Annotated in this window: 17 protein-coding genes; all 17 read right to left on the bottom strand. The window is 44.2% G+C overall.

Features of this window, described 5'->3' with window-relative positions; all coding sequences use genetic code 11:
- Window positions 1–4: 4 nt before the first annotated feature.
- Window positions 5–319: an exonuclease gene (locus BDI_RS01245; RefSeq protein ID WP_011965932.1), complete on the bottom strand. Its 315-nt coding sequence runs from the start codon at window positions 317–319 to the stop codon at window positions 5–7.
- Window positions 300–506, bottom strand: a complete 207-nt coding sequence (locus BDI_RS01240) for a metallophosphoesterase (protein WP_005861762.1) — start codon at window positions 504–506, stop codon at window positions 300–302. The genes BDI_RS01245 and BDI_RS01240 overlap by 20 nt, the downstream gene beginning before the upstream one ends.
- A gap of 6 nt (window positions 507–512) precedes the next feature.
- Window positions 513–2,267: an anti-phage-associated helicase HerA gene (herA, locus tag BDI_RS01235; protein WP_005861761.1), complete on the bottom strand. Its 1,755-nt coding sequence runs from the start codon at window positions 2,265–2,267 to the stop codon at window positions 513–515.
- 5 nt (window positions 2,268–2,272) lie between these two features.
- The gene (locus tag BDI_RS01230; RefSeq protein ID WP_005861760.1) at window positions 2,273–3,448 is read right to left on the bottom strand and encodes a DUF4297 family anti-phage-associated protein; all 1,176 of its coding nucleotides are present in this window, start codon (window positions 3,446–3,448) and stop codon (window positions 2,273–2,275) included.
- 2 nt (window positions 3,449–3,450) lie between these two features.
- Window positions 3,451–4,242, bottom strand: coding sequence for a type ISP restriction/modification enzyme (locus BDI_RS01225; protein WP_005861759.1), 792 nt, complete (start codon window positions 4,240–4,242; stop codon window positions 3,451–3,453).
- 240 nt (window positions 4,243–4,482) lie between these two features.
- The gene (locus BDI_RS01220; protein WP_005861757.1) at window positions 4,483–5,436 is read right to left on the bottom strand and encodes a transporter; all 954 of its coding nucleotides are present in this window, start codon (window positions 5,434–5,436) and stop codon (window positions 4,483–4,485) included.
- A 112-nt stretch (window positions 5,437–5,548) separates the two neighbouring features.
- Complete coding sequence (locus BDI_RS01215; RefSeq protein ID WP_011965931.1) at window positions 5,549–8,119, bottom strand: glycoside hydrolase family 38 C-terminal domain-containing protein; 2,571 nt, start codon at window positions 8,117–8,119, stop codon at window positions 5,549–5,551.
- 67 nt (window positions 8,120–8,186) lie between these two features.
- On the bottom strand, window positions 8,187–9,572 hold the full coding sequence (locus BDI_RS01210) for an SGNH/GDSL hydrolase family protein (protein ID WP_041525533.1): 1,386 nt from the start codon (window positions 9,570–9,572) through the stop codon (window positions 8,187–8,189).
- A gap of 163 nt (window positions 9,573–9,735) precedes the next feature.
- The gene (locus BDI_RS01205; RefSeq protein WP_005861752.1) at window positions 9,736–11,250 is read right to left on the bottom strand and encodes a RagB/SusD family nutrient uptake outer membrane protein; all 1,515 of its coding nucleotides are present in this window, start codon (window positions 11,248–11,250) and stop codon (window positions 9,736–9,738) included.
- Window positions 11,251–11,283: 33 nt separating this feature from the next.
- A complete protein-coding gene (locus BDI_RS01200) occupies window positions 11,284–14,598 on the bottom strand; it encodes a TonB-dependent receptor (RefSeq protein ID WP_005861750.1) in 3,315 nt (1,104 codons plus the stop codon).
- A gap of 190 nt (window positions 14,599–14,788) precedes the next feature.
- Window positions 14,789–15,829 carry a FecR family protein gene (locus tag BDI_RS01195; protein WP_005861748.1) on the bottom strand — a complete coding sequence of 347 codons (1,041 nt, stop codon included), beginning with the start codon at window positions 15,827–15,829 and terminating at the stop codon, window positions 14,789–14,791.
- A gap of 65 nt (window positions 15,830–15,894) precedes the next feature.
- On the bottom strand, window positions 15,895–16,461 hold the full coding sequence (locus BDI_RS01190; protein WP_005861746.1) for an RNA polymerase sigma-70 factor: 567 nt from the start codon (window positions 16,459–16,461) through the stop codon (window positions 15,895–15,897).
- Window positions 16,462–16,619: 158 nt separating this feature from the next.
- On the bottom strand, window positions 16,620–18,605 hold the full coding sequence (locus BDI_RS01185) for a glucosamine-6-phosphate deaminase (protein WP_005861744.1): 1,986 nt from the start codon (window positions 18,603–18,605) through the stop codon (window positions 16,620–16,622).
- Window positions 18,606–18,787: 182 nt separating this feature from the next.
- The gene (nagA, locus tag BDI_RS01180; RefSeq protein ID WP_005861742.1) at window positions 18,788–19,954 is read right to left on the bottom strand and encodes an N-acetylglucosamine-6-phosphate deacetylase; all 1,167 of its coding nucleotides are present in this window, start codon (window positions 19,952–19,954) and stop codon (window positions 18,788–18,790) included.
- A gap of 12 nt (window positions 19,955–19,966) precedes the next feature.
- On the bottom strand, window positions 19,967–21,133 hold the full coding sequence (nagA, locus tag BDI_RS01175) for an N-acetylglucosamine-6-phosphate deacetylase (RefSeq protein ID WP_008774091.1): 1,167 nt from the start codon (window positions 21,131–21,133) through the stop codon (window positions 19,967–19,969).
- A gap of 585 nt (window positions 21,134–21,718) precedes the next feature.
- Window positions 21,719–23,668, bottom strand: coding sequence for an ABC-F family ATP-binding cassette domain-containing protein (locus BDI_RS01170; RefSeq protein ID WP_008774092.1), 1,950 nt, complete (start codon window positions 23,666–23,668; stop codon window positions 21,719–21,721).
- 38 nt (window positions 23,669–23,706) lie between these two features.
- Window positions 23,707–24,672 carry an alpha/beta hydrolase gene (locus BDI_RS01165; protein WP_005861736.1) on the bottom strand — a complete coding sequence of 322 codons (966 nt, stop codon included), beginning with the start codon at window positions 24,670–24,672 and terminating at the stop codon, window positions 23,707–23,709.
- Window positions 24,673–24,723 lie beyond the last annotated feature (51 nt).

Here is a 24,723-nt window from a genome sequence, read left to right as displayed (position 1 = left end):
AATGCTAATCTATTATATTTTCTTCAGTAACACCTTCTTTGTTATTTTTTTCAACAAATAACATCGGTAACGGAGCACCAGCATATCGGGCATTCTCATGCCTTAACACCCTTTGGGTACGGTGCAAATGTCCGAGTGCCGTGTATGCAATCTTTTCGTCGAATACTTCAGACGAAAAACACTCTAACCTTCCGATAATAGTGCGTTCGGCACGGTTCTTTTCCAAAATCTTCGAACACGTAGCCTGCAAATACCACATTACAATGAAAGGTTTACTTTTGTCCGGCATAGGTAGTATATCAAAAAGTTCTCTGTACATCACTTGCACTCCTTTCAGCCGATAGGTTTGGGATATCAAACAAATCTCCGGCAATAAACAACCCATCCACCTCGTGAACTTTCACTTGCTCTCGAAGCCACGTCAAAAATAGAGTATGTTCACCTTTACGGTCATATTCAAAAAACGTTTGCCCTAAATGCCAATCTGCGGTATGGATTATTTTCATTTATTATTATTTATACCATTCTTTTTTTATCTCATCTATTTTGAGATCTTTCCATTCCTCTTTCCATAATTTCCAATAAGGGATATCATTTGACGATGGTTCTGGGCTACAACGATCTATTTGAACTATTGAAGGTAGTATAACTGATTCACCTATTAATATACACTCTCCGGCTTTGAGTGTCGGCATTTTATCAATAAGATTTCCAAGTGTATCCGGCAACAGTCTCTTTACATAATTTTGATCGTTTGGATTTGTTAATCGCATGGCTAAAAAATTGTTACACTGAGAAAATATTGTTTCTGATATTTCAGAAGGTCTCTGACTAGCTAAGAGTAAAGATACACCATATTTACGTCCCTCTTTTGCTATTCTTTCAATGGAGTGTTTAGATGACCGATATTTTGCCAAATCACTATTGGGAACATATTTGTGAGCTTCTTCATACACAAGTAAGATAGGGACATCGTTATTAATTCTTTCCTCACCATTCTTTGAGCATCTTAGTCGTTTATAAAAATAACCATATTCAAATATTATCCTTGAAATCAAAGAAACGGTAATACTTAACACATCAAATGGAACCCCACTTAAGTCTATAATTGTGATATTGGAATGTTTTGTTTCCTCATAAGCAATTAAATGCTTTAAAGTATCTTCGAATGTAACGTCTTCTGTGATTTCACCTAAAAGAAAATTTAATCTTTTATCATTAACTTTACTTTTTATTCTAGAGATAAATTTGTCAATGCTTCCGTCTGCGTACGTACCCTTTGAATAATTTTGGCTCTTTGGCTCTTCAAATGTATATATTTTCGTAAAGTAATGATTAATTTTAGCTGACTCATCATTAAAACACTGATGCGCTTCTTTTATTGCTATTTCATTTGTCTTTTTATAATCCTTCGTTTCTCTAGAAAGATTTGACAAACAAGTGATTACTTCATTTAAAATAAATTTCACGGGTGTATCAAAAGATATATTTTCTAGTTCTGAATTATATTTTTTCTTGTTTTCAGTTATCACTTTTTGTAACAAAGAAGCCTGATTGTAATTATTAAAATCTCCTGATTCTAAAAAAAGCTCTTCCAATTCATCCCCATTAAGAAGCCAATATGGGAGTATAAGATTATTGATATCAATAAAGTTTGCATCTGGAAATGCTGATTTGTATTCTGAATGAATATCAAATATTATAATATGAGAATTATTCAAACCAGAATATTCTCCTGTTTTTTCATGTGTAGCACTTTGAATTAGTTTCGCTACAGTATGGGATTTCCCTGAACCTGTTGATCCTACGATGGCAATATGCTTATTGAAAAACTTATTACCATTTACAGGAACCGAAATATCTTTATTTGTAGAAAGTTTAGAGAAAGTGAACTTGTCTTTTGCCTCAAGAGATTCTTCATAAATTTTAGAAATTTCTTCTTTCTTAGCAGGCTCAACTTTTTTAGGTGGAATAGCTATTGTATCTCCACCACGCTCAAACTTGTCACCACGAATCAATCCTAAGGGATTAGCTTCAAGAATATACTTTCTTGTTGCATTTCCTTCCTTATCTGCTCCAACTTCAATGGAAAAGTTCTCAATAATGGCAATTAACACAGCATTATCATTGTCTGCGATTCTTAAATATGAACCAACTTTAAGCTTTTCTTCTGCTAAACAGAAATCTTCTAATTTATCTACTGATATTTTTACTTTATTGGGAAATACAGATATTACTTCTGCATTAATTTTTTCTTGTTCTACCATAATAATTATATTATTTTATTGATATGAATTGTTTGTTCAACTAATATCTTGATATGTTCATGGTTCGTATTTTCATAAAAAGGTATTCTTGTATAAAATTGATAAATCTTTCGAGTCTTTTGTATACTATCTATTACAGAATCTAAATCTTCCTTATTGTACAAGATTTTAAGTTTTAATCCATTGTAACAAGTAGCCTTTTTAACAATTGAATTGACTGAAAATTCAGCATCTTTATAATCGTAGCCATCTATAAAAATAAAGTTGTCATCATGTAAACTTTTTAAAATATTTTTCAATCTATTCTCAGGTAAACCATATAGATATACATAAGGGCAGAATGGACTTGGATTTTTTGCTTCTATTTTTGAATATTTATTTCCAATTTGGATTAGTAAAGATTTTATTTCTGTATCAGAAATTATCGAGTCGCACTCTATAACAAAAAAACGTTCAAAAGGAGATAAATTTAAAGGAGAAAAATATTCTCTTTTAATCATTAAGCAATATTCTTTGATGCTTTTTTTTATCAAGAACCACTGGTTGAAAAATATATCCTTACTATTGATTTTATCAATAAATTCACGTTTTGTTATTCTTCTTTGAGAAATATCCGGATTTATCGATAATTCTTTTACTATTCTTAATGAATTATTGTAATAAAAGTATTCTGCTTCAAAATCATTACAGCTAAAGAGTCTTTTTAGTTCATTAAAAATATCAGTCTCTTGCTGTTCAAACTCTCTTGCTGCAATATCTATCTCCAAATTTGATAAAAATGATATTATTTGTTTATCTTCTATCGAAAGACCTTTAAATGCTTTTAGACTTATAAAGTTACTTTTAAAAAATTCTATATTAATAGGTAATATAAGTTTATCTTGACCTGATTTGTAATACCCATAAATCTTATATTTTATACCATTATTAGCTTTTGATAGATAATGATCTAACATATATCGCAATGGTTGAGCTATAACAGAATGATTATATTCTGTTCCTGCATAATATTTGCATTGAATAGCAGTACTTTCATCAACTGTTTTTAAATCAACATCCTCGATGCCTTCAATACAAATGGAATCAGTTTCATTATTGCATTTTAGTAACTGAAGGATAAAATAGTCAAATTGATAATAATATCCTTTGATTGTTGCTATTGCTGAACGTTCTTTTGCCATATTTAAAAGGTTAATTTCGGTAATCCATTCACTATCTCCATCATCTCTATACTTAATAAAATAACGCTGAGGAGCAAATCCAATATATAGCGGGGATTGTCATGTTCCGTTGCCCAGTCATTAGGATTATTAGTGATGCCGCTATCTTTGTGAGTGATGACGGCATAACGCTCCATAATCCATTCGATAGCACTTTTGCCATTTACTATGTATTCATAAGCTGTGGCTGGTATATTTTCAATCGTTATCTGGCTGTTGTATATAATTTTGCTTTTATCCGTTTTGGAGGGAAAGCGCATCTTTTCAACTTGATAATTGATTGTCTCCATCTCGCCTGATTGCATTACTTTTTCTATTTCGCTCTGCGGAATGGTATTATAGGTCACAATGACTCCGGTTGCCGAAGGACGATTCTCATAGTTCAAATGCAATTCCGCTAAGTTTCTTCCTGCTTTGCTAAAACTCCAAAAATCAAGGGCTTCATCCACTAATGGAATACGGGGCAACATCTTTTTAAGGTCGGCGGCAAAGGCGGTGCGATATTCCGTGCTGTGCAGAATGCCGTAAACATAGTAAAAAATATCTTCTTTACTCACATGTGGACCGTAGGCTTTGCGACAACGTTCTGAAATGAAATCGGAGATGGCATCACGACGAATATAATTATTCTGAATGGTGTCCTCGGCATCATCAAACAAAGTTTTACTCTCAATTTTACGTTCCTCATAGTGATACATTGGGAAACATTGAACTCCAGCCTCAAGAAAATTCAAGTCAACAATCGTTTCAGACATTAAGAAACTGTTTAAAAATGAATTAAAACAATTACTATATAATTATCTATCATATTGAATATCAGTTAATTAACTGATATATTATTTAAAACCTAGTGGTTACTAAAACATTAAGTTATGGAACAATATTCAACCAACCTCACTGATAAACAGTGGCAATTTATAGAAAAAATAGTGAATACGCAAAAAAGAAGACGAAAATATTCTGTGGTCAAATTATTATATATCAGCTATCGATATTTAATTTTCCAATTCTTTATTTCTCTTTTTCCACAGCTGATAACTGTTAAAAATATTTTGCCACAGTACATAGCTTCCCGGGCCAACAGAAGACAAGGGGTTCAAATAGGTGTAAGACATCCAGATAGCTAACACGGTATTTTTTTGTCCCAAGGCTTGTCCGGCGCTAATACGGTCATTGTATTTCTTGCCGATGCGCTTTCCCCAATAAAACTGCGCGATACAGGTTATCAAGCCGCCTAAAGCGATCAGGATTTCTACATAAATCTCCGCCTCGCTATTGACCAAGGATTTCACGGTCTGCCCGGTCACGATAGCTAGAGCGACGGCCCAGAGGTAAAAGGCCATGTCTCGAAGCCCCGCAAGGAAGCGATGGATAGGTGGTATGAATCTACGCAAGAACAAAGCGAGGAAAAACGGGAATAACAGCAATGGAAAGACTTTTCCCAAGATCTTCAAGAATGCGGCGAAGAAAGTAATCTCGGCATGCGGTTCCACTAATGGGAAGACCAGCGGCACGACAATCGCTGCCAATAGATTCGATAATAAGGTATAAGTAGTCAGACTAGAGGCGCTTCCCCCTAATTTACCCGTAATCACGGCGGCCGCCGTAGCGGTTGGGCAAATCAGGCAGACCATCGCTCCCTCGAACACATCCCGGTATTCCTCTCTCATTGGCAGCCAGAGCAATAAGGCGGCAAGCACCAAACTGGAAACCGCTTGGATAAGCAATAGCCAACCATGCCAAGGGCTGGGCATCAATTCCCGGACAGAGATCTTACAGAAGGTTAAGAGCAACTGCGCAAAAATCAAAAAGGGCGTCAGATACGCTATTAAAGTGTACATGAACGGCTTTGTAGGCTCCAGAAAAGTAACATTGGCGAAAACAAAATACCCTATCGCACCCGCTAACATGGAGATAGGGAGTGTCCATGTCTTGAAGAATTTCAACATAACGCCTATTCTTTTAATTCGGGATGCAAAATAACATCTTTCCACCGAAAGAGGCAAGAGAAACGGGGATTAATTAGGGATAAAGAGAGACGGGGCATGCCCCGTCTCTACATTAGATATTCTTACAGCTTACTTTTAATGTCCTTATCCCGTAACGAGGGATAGAGAGACGCATTGAACTGGCGCCTTTCTTCTCGGTGACGGTTAAGTCCTCAACCAGACGGTTATCCAATTCCACCAAGCTCGCTTTCACGTCTTGTCCTTGGAAGGTTATCGTTTTAGGGGAGGCATCGCTTTGGGCATTGAATAGGCGGATGTAAAGGTCATTACCTTTATAGACCATGGAGACCAACTCGTAGGCATTATTCTCTATCCGGAAAAGGGAACCGGATGTCAAGGTAGCATCGCCGTCCAAGGTTGCGACCAAAGGCTCATTGCGTCGTTCGCTTTGTGTCCAAATACGGCTTTTCTCCCAAGTTCCGGCATGAGGGATCAAGGCATACGAGATCTCGGTCGGACGGTCTATGATATAATCCCGGCCCCACAAGCCTTTACCGGCGTATTGTACGTTCAAGGCCAATGGGAAATCCTTACCATGCGCATAGCTGGTCGTATGATCCGTGAATAATGACAGACCGCAAGAGTTATCCTTGCTCGCTACATCCACCCAATTCAAGATGATATTATGCTTGATGCTATCCCAACGATTGAAAAAGGTATTCTCCAACCGGCTCTCGCAAACATCGAACGGAGCATCCTTATAAATCTGTTGGTTGGCGATCTGGATAGGCAGATATACCAGAAGTTTGTAACGGTCGTCATAGAATGACTTACGAGGATTATCCGCACGGAATTCGATACCCGGCTCACCAATACGAGGGCTTCCTATCCAATCCAGCTTAACACTCATATCGATGCGAGGCTCTCCCTGCGTTAACCGGATCGTTTGGGTAAATGAATACTTTCCAATCTTGCCTTTCACAGCTACCTTCACGAATAAGGGCCCTTGCTCCAACACGCTCACCTCAGCCGGTTGATCCATACTGGAAAGGAAACCACCCTCATCGATAAAATATCCCCGAAGCTCATTGAACCCACGTTCATTCCGGTTATCCACGAATTCCTTGCCTCGTACGGCTTTCGCTTTCAAGCTTTCTATTACACCTCCTTTAGAGGGGTTTAGCACCAAGGTGTATAAATCACTTTCCATGCGAAACGTACCGTCTTTCTGTCTCTCAGCCTTCAAGGTTCCGGACTGTTTATCCTCTGCCTTCCGGATCGCATAAGAGGCATAACCGGCAGAGGGGACTTGCGCACGAAACAAGAGTTTTGAAACGCCGTCTTCCGTCAGCCATTGAGCCGGCTGTTTCTTCCCTCGCTTATCAAGAACCACCCAATCTGAGTTTCTCCATGAGGCGGGAACTTCCACCGCCACCAATTCATTCCGGTCGGTAGCCAAGGTATTATATACGTACACCGTGGATTCACCTTCCTTTTCTTTCAATAAGGACAAGGCGTTATCAATTATCTGACGGCTGTTTTGAATGGTCACCCCAGTCCAATCCGTAACCGTCTCCGCCCATGTCTTTTTCCCTTGTAGTTGATTGTAAGGAACGATCCAGCAATCATGATGCTGCGACAATAAAAGCGTGCGCCATCCCTCATCGATACGTTCGGTCGGCCATTCCATGCCTTTGTATAAGCGAGCGTAAGCCGCCATTTTCTCCGCACGCACGATAGCGTTCTCGGCTACCCGTACCTCTCCGGCCAAACGCTGCATGACCTGCGTTCCCCACATCAAGCCACCTAGGACATCCTCTTGCGAGAAATACCAATCATCCTGAGTAGTCCCGACGGAACAGTCTTGGATGTAATTCCGCCAAGTCTTATAGGCGGTCGGCGTATAATAGCCCGTCGTATCCTGTCCCAGCCAAGGGCCTTTATCCCAACCATGGCTCCATGAGGCATCTTGGATACACATGCCGACCGGGTGCTGGATACCGGCATCCAAGCATTTATGGATGTAGTCCTCCGTATTGAACCACGAGATGGATTGCCAGCAAGAGCCGGGTTGTAAATCCTCGCAGGCGTAACGGGGGACGGTGGTAAGTCTCGTACCATCCGGCCCTACCCAATTCACCAACTCACCTCCGTAGGCGCTTACGTAGCCACCCCACATCGTATTCGGGTTCTTAGTAGAGGCATACGAGAAGCCGAATGACTTCAATATATAGGGCAGGCAACTGGTAAAGCAAGGCTCCTCCGCCGAATAGGTGGTGAATACCGCCTCGGGGAAATGTTTCCGGATCAGCCGTATTCCATATTCGAATTGGCGGATAGCGCTCTCGCCGGATGTCCCGAAGAAATAACTTTGGGCATAGGTCGGGTTTACGTACTCGATCCGCCCGCTCTCCACGGATTGATCCTTAAATAAGCGCTTGAAAGCCTCGTAACCTTCGGGGTCTCGTTGCCGTACGACTTCCCATGATTCAGGCTCGATCTCGATATTGATATTCCAGTTGGGATTCTGCCTTAATTTCTGGGCGATAAAGGCGGTTTGTCCCACCGGGTAATGCCCGTAGATACCGCCATGATAGCCATCGATGAAATAGGCTTGTTGGGCATCCGCCCAACCGGCCAACAAGAATTGGCTTAATACGAATATCGCTAGTTTCTTTTTCATATAATATGTACTATTAATTCACATTTAGAATACTTCCAGTCGGTGGAAGACGGGGCACGCCCCGTCTCTACAAGTCTGTAAATTTCTTGATCTCTATTTGCAAGGGGATTGGTTTATTTTGCTCATAGATCCGGTTGACCAGATCCTGTTGCTCATTCACGCAATCCTCACGAATCCCCTTGTGCATGTATTGTAGCCAAAGGTCGCCGTTCCATTGCAAGAAGATGTCGTGGGGACGGTATTTGCGTAAAGTGTCCACGGCAGCCTCGTCGCAGGCCCAAAGCATGCCCGTCTTCCGCATCAAGTTATATTCCACCCAATAGAACTCGCGCATCTTACGCTCTTTCAACCAGCGTTCCTCGTTCATCTGGCGGATCTTCATCGCTTGTTTATACTGCGGGGTATTCTGAAGAAGAGCCATATTGATGCCTCGCTCCAACTCCCTCGCCGTAAAACGACCGATAAACTCCCCACCGATCGTCAACCCGTAATATCCATCCGACAAACCGCTCACGGACAATCCCTCATAATTCATCTCATCCATAAAAGGGATAACACTCAAGGCATCTGCCTGCGTATGTTTCTCATTATCATAATAAGAGGTATCGATAGGATACGGAAGCGATTTCGCCTCGTACGTAAAAGTAAGGTTATCCGAGGAAACAGACAAATCCGAGACACGGCAATTATCCGAGCGAGTCACCTTTTTCCCCGCTCCGTCTATCCGGATATCGGCTACCAGCTTACCGGCCAGGCCTTGCGCTTTCAAGAAAAGATAAGCCATGACCAGATGTCCGTCCGTAGAGGGATGTATACGATCCTTCCCGCATAAGGTATACATGGAATCCGCCGCTTGCTCCCATTGGTTGATCGCTACCATCGGGCGATTGAAATCCACGAATCCCCATTGATTCTCCCGGGCACGGGCATTCAGGAAATCCACGATCTTCAAGATCTGCGTATTCTTCCCCGGGAAAGCGACCTTATTGAAACGGGAAGTCTCGTCATAAGGAGAACTTCCGATCAAGATTTTCCTCACCTCCGGATACTTCTTATAGACCTCCTCGATAAGAGCATAATCCCGACAAGCTTTCTCTACCCGGTTCCGAGCGATCGTATCGGCCCCCGGCTTCCGAAAATCCATATAGCCGACATCGTTCATGCCAAAAGATAGCGTCACCACTGTAGGCTCATGTTCGAAAACCTTATCCAACCGCTGGTAAATCATCTCGGCTACATCCCCACCTACTCCCTCGTTAAAGATATCGATGCGTTGATCCGGGAAACGGGTCATATAGTACAGCCAGATATATGAATGATAATGACCACCGCAAGTAATGCTGTTTCCCACGAAGGCGATCCGATCTCCTTTCTGAAACGGAGCTATCGACTGAGCATATACTCTTGCAAGACCTGATAAAAGCAAACAGACAAACAAAACATATCTTTTCATCTCTATTTCTCTCTTCTCTAATTTTCTGTGATGAATAATATATACCGTGTTAAAAAATATTACTATCAATAGTAATCGTATTTATCATGGATAATAATCCGGATTACTACGGATAGTAATATCCTCCCACACACCTCTAGTCTAGAGAATCGCCCGCTTACTTTTAGCGAACGACATCCTCACCGAGCAGAGGGTTCAGTTCTTTCTCACGCAAAGGTACCGGGAAAACCAAATCCGATTCTTTAAACGGATACGTATGATTAACCGCCTGATAGCCGAATAAATCAACCATTTGCTTCGATACCGGATCAAACGCACGGTGAGTACGCAACATATCATACCATCCTGTAAACTCATAACAGAGTTCCCACGCACGCTCTTTCAATACTTGATCAACCGTGATCGAAGTTGGTCTCGCCTCATCAGGTAACGCACGGTGACGAACTTGGAAATAAGCATCAACCGCCGTAGCGTCAGAAGTAGATCCTCCATCCAAGGTAGCTTTTGCCTCCGCACACATTAATAGAACATCCGCATAACGGTAAACCGGGATATTCGCCCCGCTCTTTCCTGTAGATTCCGCATTCTCATCCCAATATTTGCATAGATAAGGAACATCCAAAGTAATCGTTGTCTCCGGATCACCATATTTGGGTTTAGAAGTATAGAAAAACTCCTCATTCCGTTTACGAATATCTTGGTCATCATAACTTTCATAAAACTCTTTACGAGGAGCCAAACCACCCCCATAAGCCGGAGTAATGGAAATCGGTTGTTCCGGATAAGGCAAAAGGCCAAAATGGAAAGGAGCCCCGGCATCTTGCGCCTCACGCTGGATCATAAAAATATGCTCACCACTATTTTCGTTCTCTAACGCACGTAAATCCTTATAATCAGCGAACAAGCTAAAGGCTCCACTGTCAATAACCTCCTTGGCTTTCTCGTAAGCCAATTGATAATACTCATTTCCTTTTTGAAGCGGATAACCTGCCATTGTCAAATAAACCTTGGCTAAAAGGGTTTTGATCGCTCCCATAGAGACATGGCCTGTTTTATCACTCCAATCCAAACCGGACTGCTCCGCCTTTTTCAAGTCTTCCACGATCTGGTTATAAATATCTTCCTTAGGAGACCTTGGAATCTTCACCGTATTCAAGTCTACCGTAGGTTCCGTCTTCAACGGGATATCCCCGAATAATTGTACCCCTTGAAAATAGTAATACGCCCGCAAGAAATAAGCCTCTCCCAGATACTTCGCTTTCTGGCTCTCGCTAATAATATCCGTAGCGGAAACATTTTGAATCACGCTATTACAATTTTCCAAAGGAAAGAAAGTAGCCTTCCAGAAGTTACGAATAATGCCGTTACTCTCTTCCAAACCGGAAAGCAACAAGAACTGGTTCTGCTCATTACCGGCCGCACGAGGACGATAACTAGTACCTACAAGATATTCCAAGTTAAAAAGGTGAACTGTGGCAATCTCGAGGTCGGAACTCAACAGATCATCAAGCCCGTCATAAGTGCCATCCACAGCCGCCTTTATCTGGTTCTCTGTCGTATAATATTCAGAAGGACTCAAGAAGGTTTTCGGGTCTTCCTCTAAAAAATTCGTACAGGATGTAAAAGCCATTGTCGCCGAAAGCAAGCCACACATCCATACATGCGCTTTATTTTTCATATCTTAGTTTTTTACGAAGTAAAGATTAAACAATTAGAAATTAACACCTAAAGTAAATGAATACGTACGAGGTTTGGGATAGGTATAAAAATCCACTCCTTGCTCAAATACAGCATCATAACTCGTCACCTCCGGATCACTACCAGAATAGTTCGTAATCAAGAACGCATTCTCCACATTGAATCCCAAGGATAAACTCTTGATGTGAGCGGCAGAAAGCATACGGGAACTAAAGTCATATTTCAAGCCGATATTACGTAAACGCAAGAACGAACCCGGCTCACAACTCCAAGAATCTACGTCATTCTCATATCCATCTCCCGGAAGGCGCAAGCTAGGCACCATCGTGTTTTGGTTTTCCGGCGTCCAAGCGTTCACCGGAATGTCCGCATAAGCATTGGAGAATGTCACACGGTTACCCATCAACTGGCGAGTGAAGTTAATCAACTTATTACCATACACCCATTGTAAATCAAACATAAACGTGAAGCCTTTCCACGAGAATGTATTTGTCATATTCATCTCGAATTTAGGAGCGCCATTTCCGATATAGTCTTGGTCTTCACCATCCTTCATTCCATTACCATTTTTGTCCCAATACTTGATATCGCCGGGTTTCTTATTATATTTAGCGGCTTCTTCCGCCTCATCGGTTCCCCATGTACCTAGGCGAACATAGCCGTAAAGGGCATTTAAAGGATGTCCCTCTTCAATACGTCCTCCCCATTTACCAATGATATTATCATTTATATCCAGTACCATCGATCGGTTCATCGTATAATTCCAAGAGGTAGTCCATAAGAAATCACGGCTTTGGATATTGCGTGTATTCAAGCTCATCTCAAGACCTTGATTACGGATCTTACCCAGATTTGTCATAGTTTTCTCATATCCCGAGTTAGAAGGCAATTGTAGCTCATACAATAAATCAGTCGTAATCTTATGATAATAATCCGCCATAAACTCGATACGCCCATTAAAGAAACTCAAATCGATACCCGCATCAAGTTGTCTGGATTTCTCCCAGCGTAAATCCGGATTTGCCATACTTTTCAACGTAACGATCGTCGTCATATCCTTGCCAAAAGGAAGGCGTTTATTCTCATAACGTGCCATAGACGCATAATCACCGATTTCCGCGTTACCCACCGTACCGTAGCTCAAACGGACTTTCATATCATCAATCACCTTTTTTGCGTTCTCGAAGAAATTCTCATTGGATACACGCCAAGCGGCCGAGAATGAAGGAAAGAAACCATATTGGTTATTCAAGCCAAAACGAGAAGAACCATCCTCACGGAAAGAAGCGCCCAATAAGTAACGATTGTCAAAATTATAGTTGATACGGGCATAGTAAGAATTCATTTTATTATCCGTATAGTCTGAGCCAACCTTAGAACGTACGGTGCCGACTCCCATATTATTGTACTCAAAATAATCATCGAAGAAATTCTCGGCCCCTAGCTCGCTTTTCTCTGTTTTTGAGTAATACCAACTGGCTCCCGCTACGACATTCAAGTTATGCTTATTCCAGCTTTTATCAAAAGTCAAGTAGTCCTCATTCGTCCACGACATCGTATTTCGATGTGCTTTCTCCGCTTTACCCTTTTGAGTATCTCCATAGCCGAATAAGGTACTCGGGTTATAAGATGAATTGATATAAGAACCATCCTGGCGGCTGAAGCTAGTCGTTAACTTTAACCAAGAGGTAATCTTAAACGTACCAATCACGTTAGCCAACGTGTACTGATTCTTATCGATATTCTTACGTTCCTTTAAAATCCTCACGGGATTCTCCGTATCTTCCGCACCTGGATAATCTCCTTTACGGGAATAGGTACCATCCTCATATTGAACCGGAAGGAACGGTAATGCTTCCAATGTATACCGAGAGATCGCATTCTCCGAGTTTCGGGCATTACTAGATCCAACATTCAACATGGCCTGTAAATGGAACCATTCTTTCAAATCCCATCCGACATTGATAAATGCGTTTAACTGACGTTTATAGGTCTCCAACATTATACCTTGATTATCTTTGTAACTTACATTCGCCACAGCGGTCAGCTTATCGCTTCCTCCAGAGAAACTAAGTGAATGCTGATGAGAAAAAGCCGTACGAGTCACGGCATCCTGCCAATCCGTATCATATTTCGGAGTCCCGTCCGGATTGAACAGGTCATTCTTATGCGTAAACATATTGCTCGGATCCAGATGGGGAGCGATACGTCCCGGTTGAGCCTCATAAGCACGCTTGAATACATCCAAAGCCTCTTCCGCATTTAAGACATCGACTTTACGAGCTAACGTTCCTGCTGACAGAACTGTATTATACGAGATATTCGTCGTATTTTTCTTACCTTCCTTTGTTGTTATCACCACAACGCCATTCGCACCTCTCGCACCATAAATAGAAGAGGAAGTAGCGTCTTTCAAGATATCGATAGACTGGACAATATTCGGATCAATCTGGTCCGGATCCACGCCAACCACACCATCGACCACATATAGCGGTGTATTAGAAGAATTCAAAGAACCGATACCACGGATTTTTATCGCAGGACTACCACCCGGCGCACCAGAATTCAAGGCGATATTAACACCAGCCACCTTTCCGGCCAATCCTTGGAATACGTTCGTGGCATTCGGACGCTCCAATAACTTCTCCGAGTCTACGGAACCCACTGATGTTGACAAGTTTCGTTTCAACATCGTACCATATCCAACGACAACGACCTCTTCAAGCGCCTTATAATCCTCGGCCAACTTCACGTTAAACAGTGTACGATTCCCGACCTCGATCTCTTGCTCCGCATAGCCGATATAGGAAAATGACAGGATATCGTTATTAGCCGCATCCAAGCTAAACTTTCCATCCAGATCCGTAACCGTACCGACCGTCGTACCCTTTATCACGACATTGGCCCCGATAACCGGTATGCCATCCGGATCCGTAACGATACCGGAGATCTTTTTCTTTTGTTGCTGTACGGCGTCTTTCTTCAAGATCGTGATGTGCTTACCTGATATGCGGTAGGTCAAGTTCGTGTTTTTCAACAACTCATTCAACACGTCGGTGACTTGGCGATTCTTCACCTGTATATCCACCTGCTTACTATTATCGATATCCTCGCTCTTATAGAAAAACATGAACTCGGTCTGTTTCTCAATCTCCGAGACGACATCATAGAACGTCCCGTTCTTTACTTCTACCGTAACTTGAGCTTTTTGCGCATAGGTATCCGCCGAGACATGCAATATACCCAGTATTAAAAAAAGCAATGTGATCTTCATGATTGATTTAATTTTTTTAGGCAATAGCTCATCGCTATTCCAGACTTTTTCCATAAGTTTGTAATTATTTTTTATTAATGACTTACCTTGCTCGCTACTTTTTAGAGGACAGCGATAAAGGTGATTAAACGAATAATGAACGTCTAAGAATCGGGGGTGAGTGGTGTCAGTCCCGATTCTTTTTTGTGATCAGGTATTTGTCATAGGCAATTCGAATGTTTAAGGTTATACATCTATTATTTTGTTATTTGCTCCTCGCCGATATCAGGATATCTTTTCCGTCTTTCGTGAAAGTGAATTGTTTCTCCGAGTTAATAATATCTAGCACCTCTTGTATACCTTGATCCAAGGAGAAGGTTCCTGTGTAGCGGATGTTCCGCAGACTGTCATGCGCCAAGCGGATATTTACCCCATAGTAATTCTCCAGACGTTTTACGATAGAGACTAAGGTCTCATCCTTGAAACGATATTTCCCTCCTACCCAAGCGTTCGAGATCGAGGCATCTGTCTCTGACAAGAAAATAGAGCCGGTCCGGTTATCCGACCGGGCTTGTTGATTCGGCTTTAGCTTCATGCTACTCATTTTCCGTCCTTGAGCGTCAAAAGATTCCAACAGGATACTACCACTTAATAAGGTGGTGACGCTAAAGCGATCATCGTTGAAAGCCTGTATATTGAATGAGGTTCCGAGTACCGTGATTTGTTGGTTCTTTAGTTTTACGATGAAAGGTTTCGAATGATTCTTCGCAACCTCGAAATAGGCCTCACCCTCCAGATGAACCACACGCTCATCTCCATTAAAAGAGGTGGGGTATTTAAAACGGGTGGAGGCATTGAGTATGATCTTACTGCCGTCGGATAGCAATAGCGTGTTCGCACGTCCGCCTTTTTCCACTACGATCTCGTTATATTCCATATCGCCGGCATATAAACGATTGCTTATCCATTGATTCATACCCACACCTATTCCCATAGCGATTACGATAATCGCCGCATATCTCAAGAATGAAAGCCAGAACTGTTTGCCAAGGACCTTGGATTTCACAGATACGCCAGAGATCGCATCCAGCTTTCCAGCCATTCGCTCCCAACTACGCTCCACGGAATAATGGTTCAAGAACGCCACTTCTTTCCGAGTGTCAAAAAGCCCCTTAAGCTCAAAGAAGTGGGCTTTATTAGCGTCACTCTCATGAATCCAAGCATCCAACACTCGAAGTTCATCCTCTTGAATCTCGTTCTGCAAATAGCGTATGATCAGTTCTTCTATCGAATTATTAGATTCCATTTTCTGTTTCATTTATAATATATACGACCGGTTTCCTCTTTTTACTTACGTATTCTACCGTATTTTCATCTAAAAAATAAAACCAGTGCCAGAAGCGCCAACACATTCCGTATGATCTTCAATCCTTTATAGAGTTGCGCCTCTACCGTACGTTGAGAGATATTTAGCATTCCTGCGATCTCCACTGATTTCTTCCCGTCCACATAAGCCAACGTAAAAACCTCTCGGCATCTGTCCGGTAACTTGGCTATTTCCCGGTAAACGGAGTCCAGACGCTCTTTCTCCAGCTCCGCCGCATCCGACTGATTATAATAATCTATCTCCTCTATCTTTAGTCTACGAGCAACCTCATCCGCATAAGTCATTTCTATTGATTTATGCTTTAGGTAATCGAGGCAAGCATTTTGAACGGAACGGAATAGGTATGTCTTCAAGCCTTCTTCCACGGAATAAATCTCTTTCTTTTGCCAGATCTTGATGAATATATCATGCACTAAATCTTCCGCCGTATCGCTATCCACATATTTCGAGGCATAAAAGATCAGTCTGGGGGCATTCTCCAGATATAATAATTTAAATTTATCCAACTCATGGTTCTTAATAATATAGTCTTTCATGCTCAATGTGGACATTTCTTGTATTATATTAGACAGTTCAAGGCTTCTCCTTTATCTATATACGATCATAGAAACAGATCTACTTACGCCCACACGAAAAAAATAACACAAAAACAAAAAGCCCTATCCGAACTTAATCAGATAGGGCTTTCAGATTATTCTATCGCTAGATATTATCTCAACGGGATATATTGTACAAACGCCTCGATCGCCTCATAAGAAGCCAAACCTAATTGGCGATACAACTCCGCGGTAGCACGGTTGCGATCTTCGGCACGCTGCCAGAACAAACGCTCGTCGTCACCCAGATACGGAGCGCTCTCGGCCTGCGATTGATGCTTCAAAATAGCGTTACGTTTGAAGCGCAACTCCTCCGGACTGATAGGTACGGCCATCTCAATATGGTCCATTTCCCATTCTGCCCATGCGCCGCGATACATCCATACACGGCAGTTCTTCATCCATTCCTCGTCTTTCACCTCGTCGATAGCGGCCAGTACGGCATCCAGACAAACCTTGTGGGTTCCGTGCGGGTCAGCCAAGTCACCGGCGACAAACATTTGATCCGGCTTGATCTCGAGCAACAGGGCCTTTACGATATCCTTGTCGACCTCACTCAAATCATTCTTTTTCACTAATCCGGTCTCGTAGAACGGAAGATCCAAGAAATGAACATGATCGTCCTTCACGCCCGAGTAGCGGCAACCGTGACGGGCCTCCTCCCGACGGATCGTTCCTTTCATAAAGAGGACATCCTTCCGCTCCGGCTCGCCGTTCTCCACCTTCTCGTAACGCAGGTAGTTGATGATCTCGTTCGCCTTATCCTTCACGGCCGAGTCGGGAGAGTATTTCTCACATACATCACGCAAATACTCGCAATAACGGATTACCTCCTCGTCGCCTACGGCAATATTACCGGAAGTCTCGTAAGCCACATGCACATCATGATGCTGGTCGCACAAACGACGCAAGGTTCCGCCCATGGAGATCACGTCATCATCCGGGTGCGGACTGAATACGATCACTTTCTTCGGATACGGGTTAGCACGCTCCGGACGATTGGAATCGTCGGCGTTCGGCTTGCCACCCGGCCATCCGGTAATCGTATGCTGGATATCGTTGAATATCTTGATATTTACGTTGTAAGCGGAACCATATAACGCCAATAGCTCACCCAATCCGTGCTCGCTATAATCCTTGTTTGTCAATTTCAAGATCGGTTTGTCCGTCAACTGACACAACCAAACGATCGCACGGCGGATCAACTTATTATCCCACTCGCAGCTAGTCACCAACCAAGGATGACTGATACGAGTCAAGTCATAAGCGGCGGAAAGATCGATCACGACCTTGGCGTTCGGATGATTCTGCAAATAGCTGGAAGGAACGGCATCGCTAACCTTGCCCTCAACGGTCTTAGCGACAATGCTAGCCTTATCCTCGCCCCAAGCCATCAAGATCACGCTGCGGGCGTTCATCATCGTAGAGATACCCATCGTGATGATACCTGCCGGGACATTCTCCTGCGAAGGGAACGTACGGGCAGCCTCTTTGCGGGAAGCGCCTTCCAACAAGACCATACGGGTACGCGAGCTGATCGTCGTTCCACCCACGTTGAACATGATATTGCTGGAGTTACCGATACCTAGCAACATGCAATCGATACCTCCCACGGATTGGATCGTCTCCTCATACTGGCGACAGAAATCTAGGATAGCGTCTTTCGGCATGCTTCCGTCCGGGCAATAGATATTCGCAGGATCGATATCGACCTGATCGAATAACTCCTCTTTTAGGCGAGCCAGATTTCCGGCGCTGGGATTAGCCAATGGATAGAACTCATATTCCACGAAAGCAATCACATTGCGGAAACTTAATTTCTCCTCTTTATGCATACGGATCAACTCCTTGTAAACGCTTAGCGGAGAACGTCCGCCGGGTAAAGCGATCACGAAGGGCTTACCAATATCTTGTTTTTTACGGATTTGTGTTGCTATCTCTTTAGCGATAGCGAAAGAACCTTCCTCGGCCGATTCGTAAATGTTTGTCGGAATCTTTTCCAAACGAGTTAAAACTGAATGCTCGAAAGCATTTTCCGGGCGATAATACCGCAACGGTATACGCGTCAGAGTAATTTGAGAACTAAGGTTCGTTTTCATGTTTAATTATTGATTTAGTATTACAATCTTACTTGAATCACAAATATATGAAATAAGTACTGATTTCGCCATACGTTGATAGAACAAATTTATTAGCCGAAAGGTTTGATCTATATCGCCTAAAAATAAAAAAGGACCGTCCCGGCCAGCCAAGACAGCCCCTCTCTTTATTATTAACGTGTTTAGACCAATGTATTTGTCTCCGGAACTAAGTTTCCCATGCTCCATACCGCACGCACGTTCAACTTACGATCCAAGATCACGATATCCGCATCCTTCCCTCTTTGCAAGGTTCCGGTGCGATCGCTTACCCCCATCAGGCGGGCCGGAGTCTCGGAAGCCATACGGACTGCATCGGCCAAAGGAATGTCAGCCTTCTGCACCATCGTACGTACCAGTACGTCCATCGTGGCGATACTTCCCACCAATGAAGAATGATCCGCCAACTTGCATACGCCATCCTCAATGATAATGCGGGGATCGGATAACGGCTTACCCTCGTTGGCTGCGCATGAGAGAGCGTCCGTAACCAAGCAAGTACGTTCCACTCCTTTCAACTTATAGACCAATCGGAGGATCGTAGAGGGTAAATGACGCCCGTCAGCAATCACCTCTACCGTCATATCGTCCATCAAGAAAACACTTTCCACCGTTCCCTCGTACTTATATTCACGACGCTTATGGAAACCAGGCATGGCGTTATAGAAATGAGCCGCATGCGTGAAACCGGCATTGTAAGCGGTCTTAATATCATCAAACTCCGCTTCCGTATGCGAGATAGCGGATAGGATTCCCCTCGACTTCAAGTATTGGGCGAACTCAAGCGCACCCGGTATCTCCGGGCTGGAATCCCAGCGCTTGATGCAATCCGTGCGTTCCAATATCTCTTTATATTCTTTCGGGTCGGCGGGATTCTCCTTATCGATAAACAGGCTCGCCGCCATCTTCGGATTCAGATACGGTCCCTCGATATGCAATCCCAAGATAGGGCCGTCTTTTTTCCTCATCATCTCCTCGCATACGGCCACCGCCTTATCGATCACCCCGATTTCCGGAGCCAACACGGTAGGGAATATCGTCGTGGCCCCATGCTTCTGATGGGCAGCTACCGCACCGTGGAAAGCCTCTTCCGTACATTCGGAGAAGTCGAAGCCCCCACCGCCATGGATATTCATCGCCACGAAACCGGGAACGATCGACATTCCTTTCGCATCCACCACCTTGGCGCCAATCACCGCTAAATCGCTATTTGTAACCTCCAATATCTTCCCGTCGCTAATCAATACGGAACCATCCTTCATCCATCCTTGCGGCGTAAGGATATGGCCATTTATAATCTGTGTCAACATAATCGTTCTTGCTTAGAATAGTTTATTCGTACCTTCAACCAACTTACCCATCGCCCAGACCGCACGGACATTCAAGTCACGGTCCAACAAGACGATATCGGCGTCTTTGCCCCGCTGCAACGTTCCCTTGCGATCGGATACGCCCATGATACGGGCGGGAGTCTCCGAGGCCATACGCACGGCATCCTCCAAGGGGATCTCGGCCTTCTGCACCATCGTACGGATCAGGCGGTCCATCGTGGCGACACTACCCGCCAAGGCCGAGCGGTCGGCCAACTTACACACGCCATCCTCGATGATGACACGGGGATCGAAAGCGACTTGGCTATCACTGGCAGCGCAAGCCAAGGCATCCGTGATCAGACAAGTGCGTTCCACACCTTTTATCTTATAGACCAGACGAAGGATCGTAGGCGGCACATGGATACCATCGGCCACGACCTCGACGGTCATATCATCGAGCAGATAGATACTTTCCACCGTTCCCTCATACTTATACTCGCGGCGTTTATGGAAGCCCGGCATGGCGTTATAGAAATGGGTGGCGTGGGTATAACCTACCTCATAAGCGGTCAGGATATCCTCAAACTCGGCTTGGGTATGCCCTACCGAGGCGAGCACGCCTTTCGAGGTGATATATTTACCAAACTGCATCGCTCCCGGAAGTTCCGGAGCGGCATCCCAGCGCTTGATACAATGCGTTTCCTCCAGCAAAGGGATATATTCCTCGGGATCGGGATTCTTGATGTTCTCAGGGATTTGTCCACCAGCCATTTTCATATTGAAATAATGTCCTTCTAAGTGAAGCCCCAGAACCGGGCTATCTTTCTCGGCCATCAGTTTCTCGGTGGTCTCGGCGGCGGCACGGATCATCGGGATGGTAGAAGAGGATAAGGTGGGGAAGATACTGGTAGTACCGTGTTTCATGTGTGTGGCCACCGCCGCACGGAAAGCTTCCTCGGTGCCTTCCATAAAATCACGGCCTCCACCTCCGTGCACGTGAATTTCCACGCCTCCGGGGACGATGTACATACCTTTGGCGTCTATCAAGGTTGCCCCCACTACCGCTAAGTCGCAGTTTGTCACTTCTAAAATCTTCCCGTCGCTTATCAATACCGAGCCGTCTTTCAGCCAGCCTTGCGGGGTAAGAATCTTTCCATTAATGATCTGTGTTAACATGATATGTGTTTTAAGCTTTCGCGTTTCTTTGGATAGCAAAGTTAAGGACTTTCTTTTTAAAACGAGTAAGCTATTAGAGGTTATTTTCAAAGAATAATCAAAATGACACTTTGTAATCCGAACCTCCGGAGAATCGAATATTCCGGGCCCTAAGTACAGCTCGCCTCTAAATCCGAAAGAAAATTTCAGTAATCAACTAATGGCCAACACCATACCCCAAAACAGCCTTTTATTCTAGCGAAATCAATTCATCCTAATTCATATCAAAGGGAGAGATTGGTATCATTTATAGGGTTACAATACGGTTCTAGCAGGGTAAGAATGCCTATTCACGAGTAGTCATAACCCTATTCTTGAGTAGTCACGATGCCCAACGGCGGCATATGCGTCGGCCGATGGCAGTACTGGCGTAGCCCAATGCGGCCTATCACGCATGGGAAAAGGGATATTCTCCCTTTTAAAAGCCAGCTCTCGCACTCTCTCTTCCGCTATTTCGCATCATCAACGGCAAGCACTTGTCACGAAAACAGGAGTATTTGAATCAAAAAGATCAGATAAGCTGCCTTTCACTGACTAGCAGCCTTTTCATGAATCCTGCGTATTCAACTCTTCCAACTCCATTGTCCGTTCGGTCCATAGATCCATCGCATCGGAAAGTTCTTTTTTTAGGGCAGAATATTCACCGTAGAGAGAAGCGTCGGAGGCACCTTCCGGCGTAGCCAGCTTCGCCTCGATAACGGCAATGCCATTCTCAAGCTCCGAGATACGGGCCTCGGCCTCGGCAACAGCTTTCTCCGCTTTCTTAATCACTTTACTCAGTTCCTTCCTTGCCTCATAGGAGAGCTTGTTATGGGATACCTGAGCCTCACCGGTACCGGACATGGAAGTACTCGTCCCAGTAGAACGTTCCAATTCACGCAAGCTATCCATTTTCTTATGCTCCAAGAAATTATAGATGCCGCCTAAATGCTCGACGACTTTCTGGTTACCGAACTCATAGACCTTATCGACTAGGCCATCCAAGAACTCACGGTCGTGGGAAACCACGATCACCGTGCCGTCGAACTCCCTCAAGGCGTCTTTCAGCACGTCTTTCGAACGCATATCCAAGTGGTTCGTCGGCTCATCGAGAATCAGCAGGTTGACCGGCTCCAATAACAAGCGGATCATCGCCAAACGGGTACGCTCGCCACCCGACAGGACTTTCACCTTCTTATCGGAGGCCTCGCCGCCAAACATGAAAGCACCTAGGATATCCCGTATCTTCAAACGGATATCCCCTTGGGCTACGTAATCGATCGTATCGAAAACGGTAAGGTTCTCGTTCAATAGCTGCGCTTGGTTCTGGGCGAAGTAACCGATCTTCACGTTATGGCCTAATTGGAGCTTTCCGGTGAAATCGGTAATCTCTCCCATGATACATTTCACCAAGGTAGATTTACCCTCACCGTTCTTTCCGACAAAAGCGACTTTATCACCCCGGTTGATCGTAAGCGTCACATGATCGAAGATCAGATGATCGCCATAACGCTTCGCCACCTCCTCGCAGATCACCGGATAAGAACCGGAACGGGGAGCGGGCGGAAATTTCAGCCGCAACATGGCTGTATCCACATCGTCTACCTCAATACGTTCCACTTTTTCCAATTGTTTGATGCGGGATTGTACCTGTACGGACTTCGTGGCTTTATAACGAAAACGCTCGATAAACGCCTCGGTATCGGCCAATTTCTTCTGTTGGTTCTCATAAGCGCGCTGCTGCTGCTCACGGCGTTCACGGCGAAGTACGACGTACTCCGAATATTTTACCTTATAATCGTAGACCTTACCTAGTTCGATCTCCAAGGTCCGGAAAGTCGTATTATCGATAAAGGCACGGTCGTGCGACACTAAGATCACAGCGTTGGCACGGGTAGCGATAAAGTTCTCCAACCATTGGATGGACTCGATATCCAGATGGTTCGTCGGCTCATCCAGCAGCAACACGTCCGGCCTACGGAGTAAGAGCTTCGCCAACTCGATACGCATGCGCCAGCCTCCGCTGAACTCAGACGTCGGGCGGTCGAAATCGCTACGGCTAAAACCTAGTCCGGCCAATGTACGCTCCAACTCCGCATGGTAGTTGTTTCCTCCCATCATCTGGAAATGCTCCGATAGATACGTGACACGATCAATCAGCTTTTGATAGCCCTCGGAGTCATAATCCGTACGCTCCGCCAATTGAGTATTCAAGCGATTGATCTCCTCCTCCATCTCATGGATATGCTCGAAAGCGCATTCCGCCTCCTCCCGAACCGTACGGGTATCCACCAATTGCATGTGCTGGGGCAGGTATCCGATCGTGACCTCCTTCGGTACGCTAACAGTTCCAGAAGTCGGCGATTGCAGGCCTGCGAATATTTTCAACATTGTAGATTTGCCCGCTCCGTTCTTGCCCACCAAAGCGATACGGTCCTTCTTGTTTACCACAAAAGAAATATCATCAAAAAGCGTAAAACCGCCAAACTCCACTGTTAGTCCTTCAACCGAAATCATACTGTCTCTTTAATTTATGACCGCAAAGATACAACAGTTCAAGGTTTACTCACAAACTTTTCAATTAATATCAGCACATCCTTATGCAACGGAAGGGCCGGATCGGTATAGGTAGCCATCTGTTTTTGCTGATCCATCGTATCGCAAGTCTTCATCAGATGGTTCATATTCCCGATCAAATGGTAATCGGCCGAAGGTTGGGATCGCTTCAATAGTTCGGCGTCTTTTACGGATACTTGCATATCCTTATCCCCTTGCAAGATCAACACCGGGACTTTTAGTTTCTTGATGATTTCCTGCGGATTATACGTATACCATGAGATCATATAAGGCTGTACCGACGAGCGGAACAGGGCTTGCAAACCGATCGGCACGTCCGGTACGAGCTTCCCTTCCTTCAAGGACGTGTTTATGGATCTCACCATATTCCGGATCACTTCCGGTTGACCGGCCATCTGTTCCTCTATGATCTCATAAGCGGGACGCCCCGCACCCGCCACCGAAATGTATCCTTTCACTTTCGGATTATCCACCGAAGCCGCCATACCGACCAACGCTCCCTCGCTATGCCCCAACACATAGATTCCGGAGATCCGTTTGTCCTTGCTTAAATAATCGATCCAGCCTCGTGCGTCCTTGATCCCGTCCTCGAAACGCATGGAATACTCATCCTTTCCGGCCGAGGCGCTCGAAGCGATACCCCGCTTATCATAACGCAGGGAAGCGATACCCTTCCCTGCCAGCCCTTCCGCCAAATATCTCAAGGAATTATTCTTACCCGGCAAGGCGGCGGAGTTCCCGTCCATATCCGTAGGGCCGGAGCCGGGGATGATCAATACCACAGGATAACCGGACTCCTGATTGGGAGTTACCATCTTCCCTTTTAATACCCCGGTAGACGTATTCAACACCACCGGACGCTCGTTCAACCGTACAGGCAACTGGGGCAGACCAGACAAGGATACGAGAAGAAAGCAAACGAAAGCTATCAGTTTCTTTTTCATAACGGAATCAATTTATATACTTAAAGCACACATGAGACATACAATCTCAGT

It is taken from the genome of Parabacteroides distasonis ATCC 8503, assembly GCF_000012845.1.
Lineage (GTDB): Bacteria > Bacteroidota > Bacteroidia > Bacteroidales > Tannerellaceae > Parabacteroides > Parabacteroides distasonis.
The sequence above is the reverse complement of the archived record's forward strand: the minus strand, read 5'-3'. Positions and strand labels throughout refer to the sequence as shown.

What these genes read in the sequence shown, in the direction of transcription:
- BDI_RS01200 (WP_005861750.1), bottom strand. Translation starts at nt 14,598, where the DNA reads ATGGAAAAAGTCTGGAATAGCGATGAGCTATTGCCTAAAAAAATTAAA.
- BDI_RS01170 (WP_008774092.1), bottom strand. Translation starts at nt 23,668, where the DNA reads ATGATTTCGGTTGAAGGACTAACAGTGGAGTTTGGCGGTTTTACGCTT.
- BDI_RS01205 (WP_005861752.1), bottom strand. Translation starts at nt 11,250, where the DNA reads ATGAAAAATAAAGCGCATGTATGGATGTGTGGCTTGCTTTCGGCGACA.
- BDI_RS01225 (WP_005861759.1), bottom strand. Translation starts at nt 4,242, where the DNA reads ATGTCTGAAACGATTGTTGACTTGAATTTTCTTGAGGCTGGAGTTCAA.
- nagA (WP_005861742.1), bottom strand. Translation starts at nt 19,954, where the DNA reads ATGTTGACACAGATTATAAATGGCCATATCCTTACGCCGCAAGGATGG.
- BDI_RS01220 (WP_005861757.1), bottom strand. Translation starts at nt 5,436, where the DNA reads ATGTTGAAATTCTTCAAGACATGGACACTCCCTATCTCCATGTTAGCG.
- BDI_RS01215 (WP_011965931.1), bottom strand. Translation starts at nt 8,119, where the DNA reads ATGAAAAAGAAACTAGCGATATTCGTATTAAGCCAATTCTTGTTGGCC.
- BDI_RS01230 (WP_005861760.1), bottom strand. Translation starts at nt 3,448, where the DNA reads ATGGCAAAAGAACGTTCAGCAATAGCAACAATCAAAGGATATTATTAT.
- BDI_RS01190 (WP_005861746.1), bottom strand. Translation starts at nt 16,461, where the DNA reads ATGTCCACATTGAGCATGAAAGACTATATTATTAAGAACCATGAGTTG.
- BDI_RS01240 (WP_005861762.1), bottom strand. Translation starts at nt 506, where the DNA reads ATGAAAATAATCCATACCGCAGATTGGCATTTAGGGCAAACGTTTTTT.
- BDI_RS01245 (WP_011965932.1), bottom strand. Translation starts at nt 319, where the DNA reads ATGTACAGAGAACTTTTTGATATACTACCTATGCCGGACAAAAGTAAA.
- BDI_RS01185 (WP_005861744.1), bottom strand. Translation starts at nt 18,605, where the DNA reads ATGAAAACGAACCTTAGTTCTCAAATTACTCTGACGCGTATACCGTTG.
- nagA (WP_008774091.1), bottom strand. Translation starts at nt 21,133, where the DNA reads ATGTTAACACAGATCATTAATGGAAAGATTCTTACCCCGCAAGGCTGG.
- BDI_RS01165 (WP_005861736.1), bottom strand. Translation starts at nt 24,672, where the DNA reads ATGAAAAAGAAACTGATAGCTTTCGTTTGCTTTCTTCTCGTATCCTTG.
- herA (WP_005861761.1), bottom strand. Translation starts at nt 2,267, where the DNA reads ATGGTAGAACAAGAAAAAATTAATGCAGAAGTAATATCTGTATTTCCC.
- BDI_RS01210 (WP_041525533.1), bottom strand. Translation starts at nt 9,572, where the DNA reads ATGAAAAGATATGTTTTGTTTGTCTGTTTGCTTTTATCAGGTCTTGCA.
- BDI_RS01195 (WP_005861748.1), bottom strand. Translation starts at nt 15,829, where the DNA reads ATGGAATCTAATAATTCGATAGAAGAACTGATCATACGCTATTTGCAG.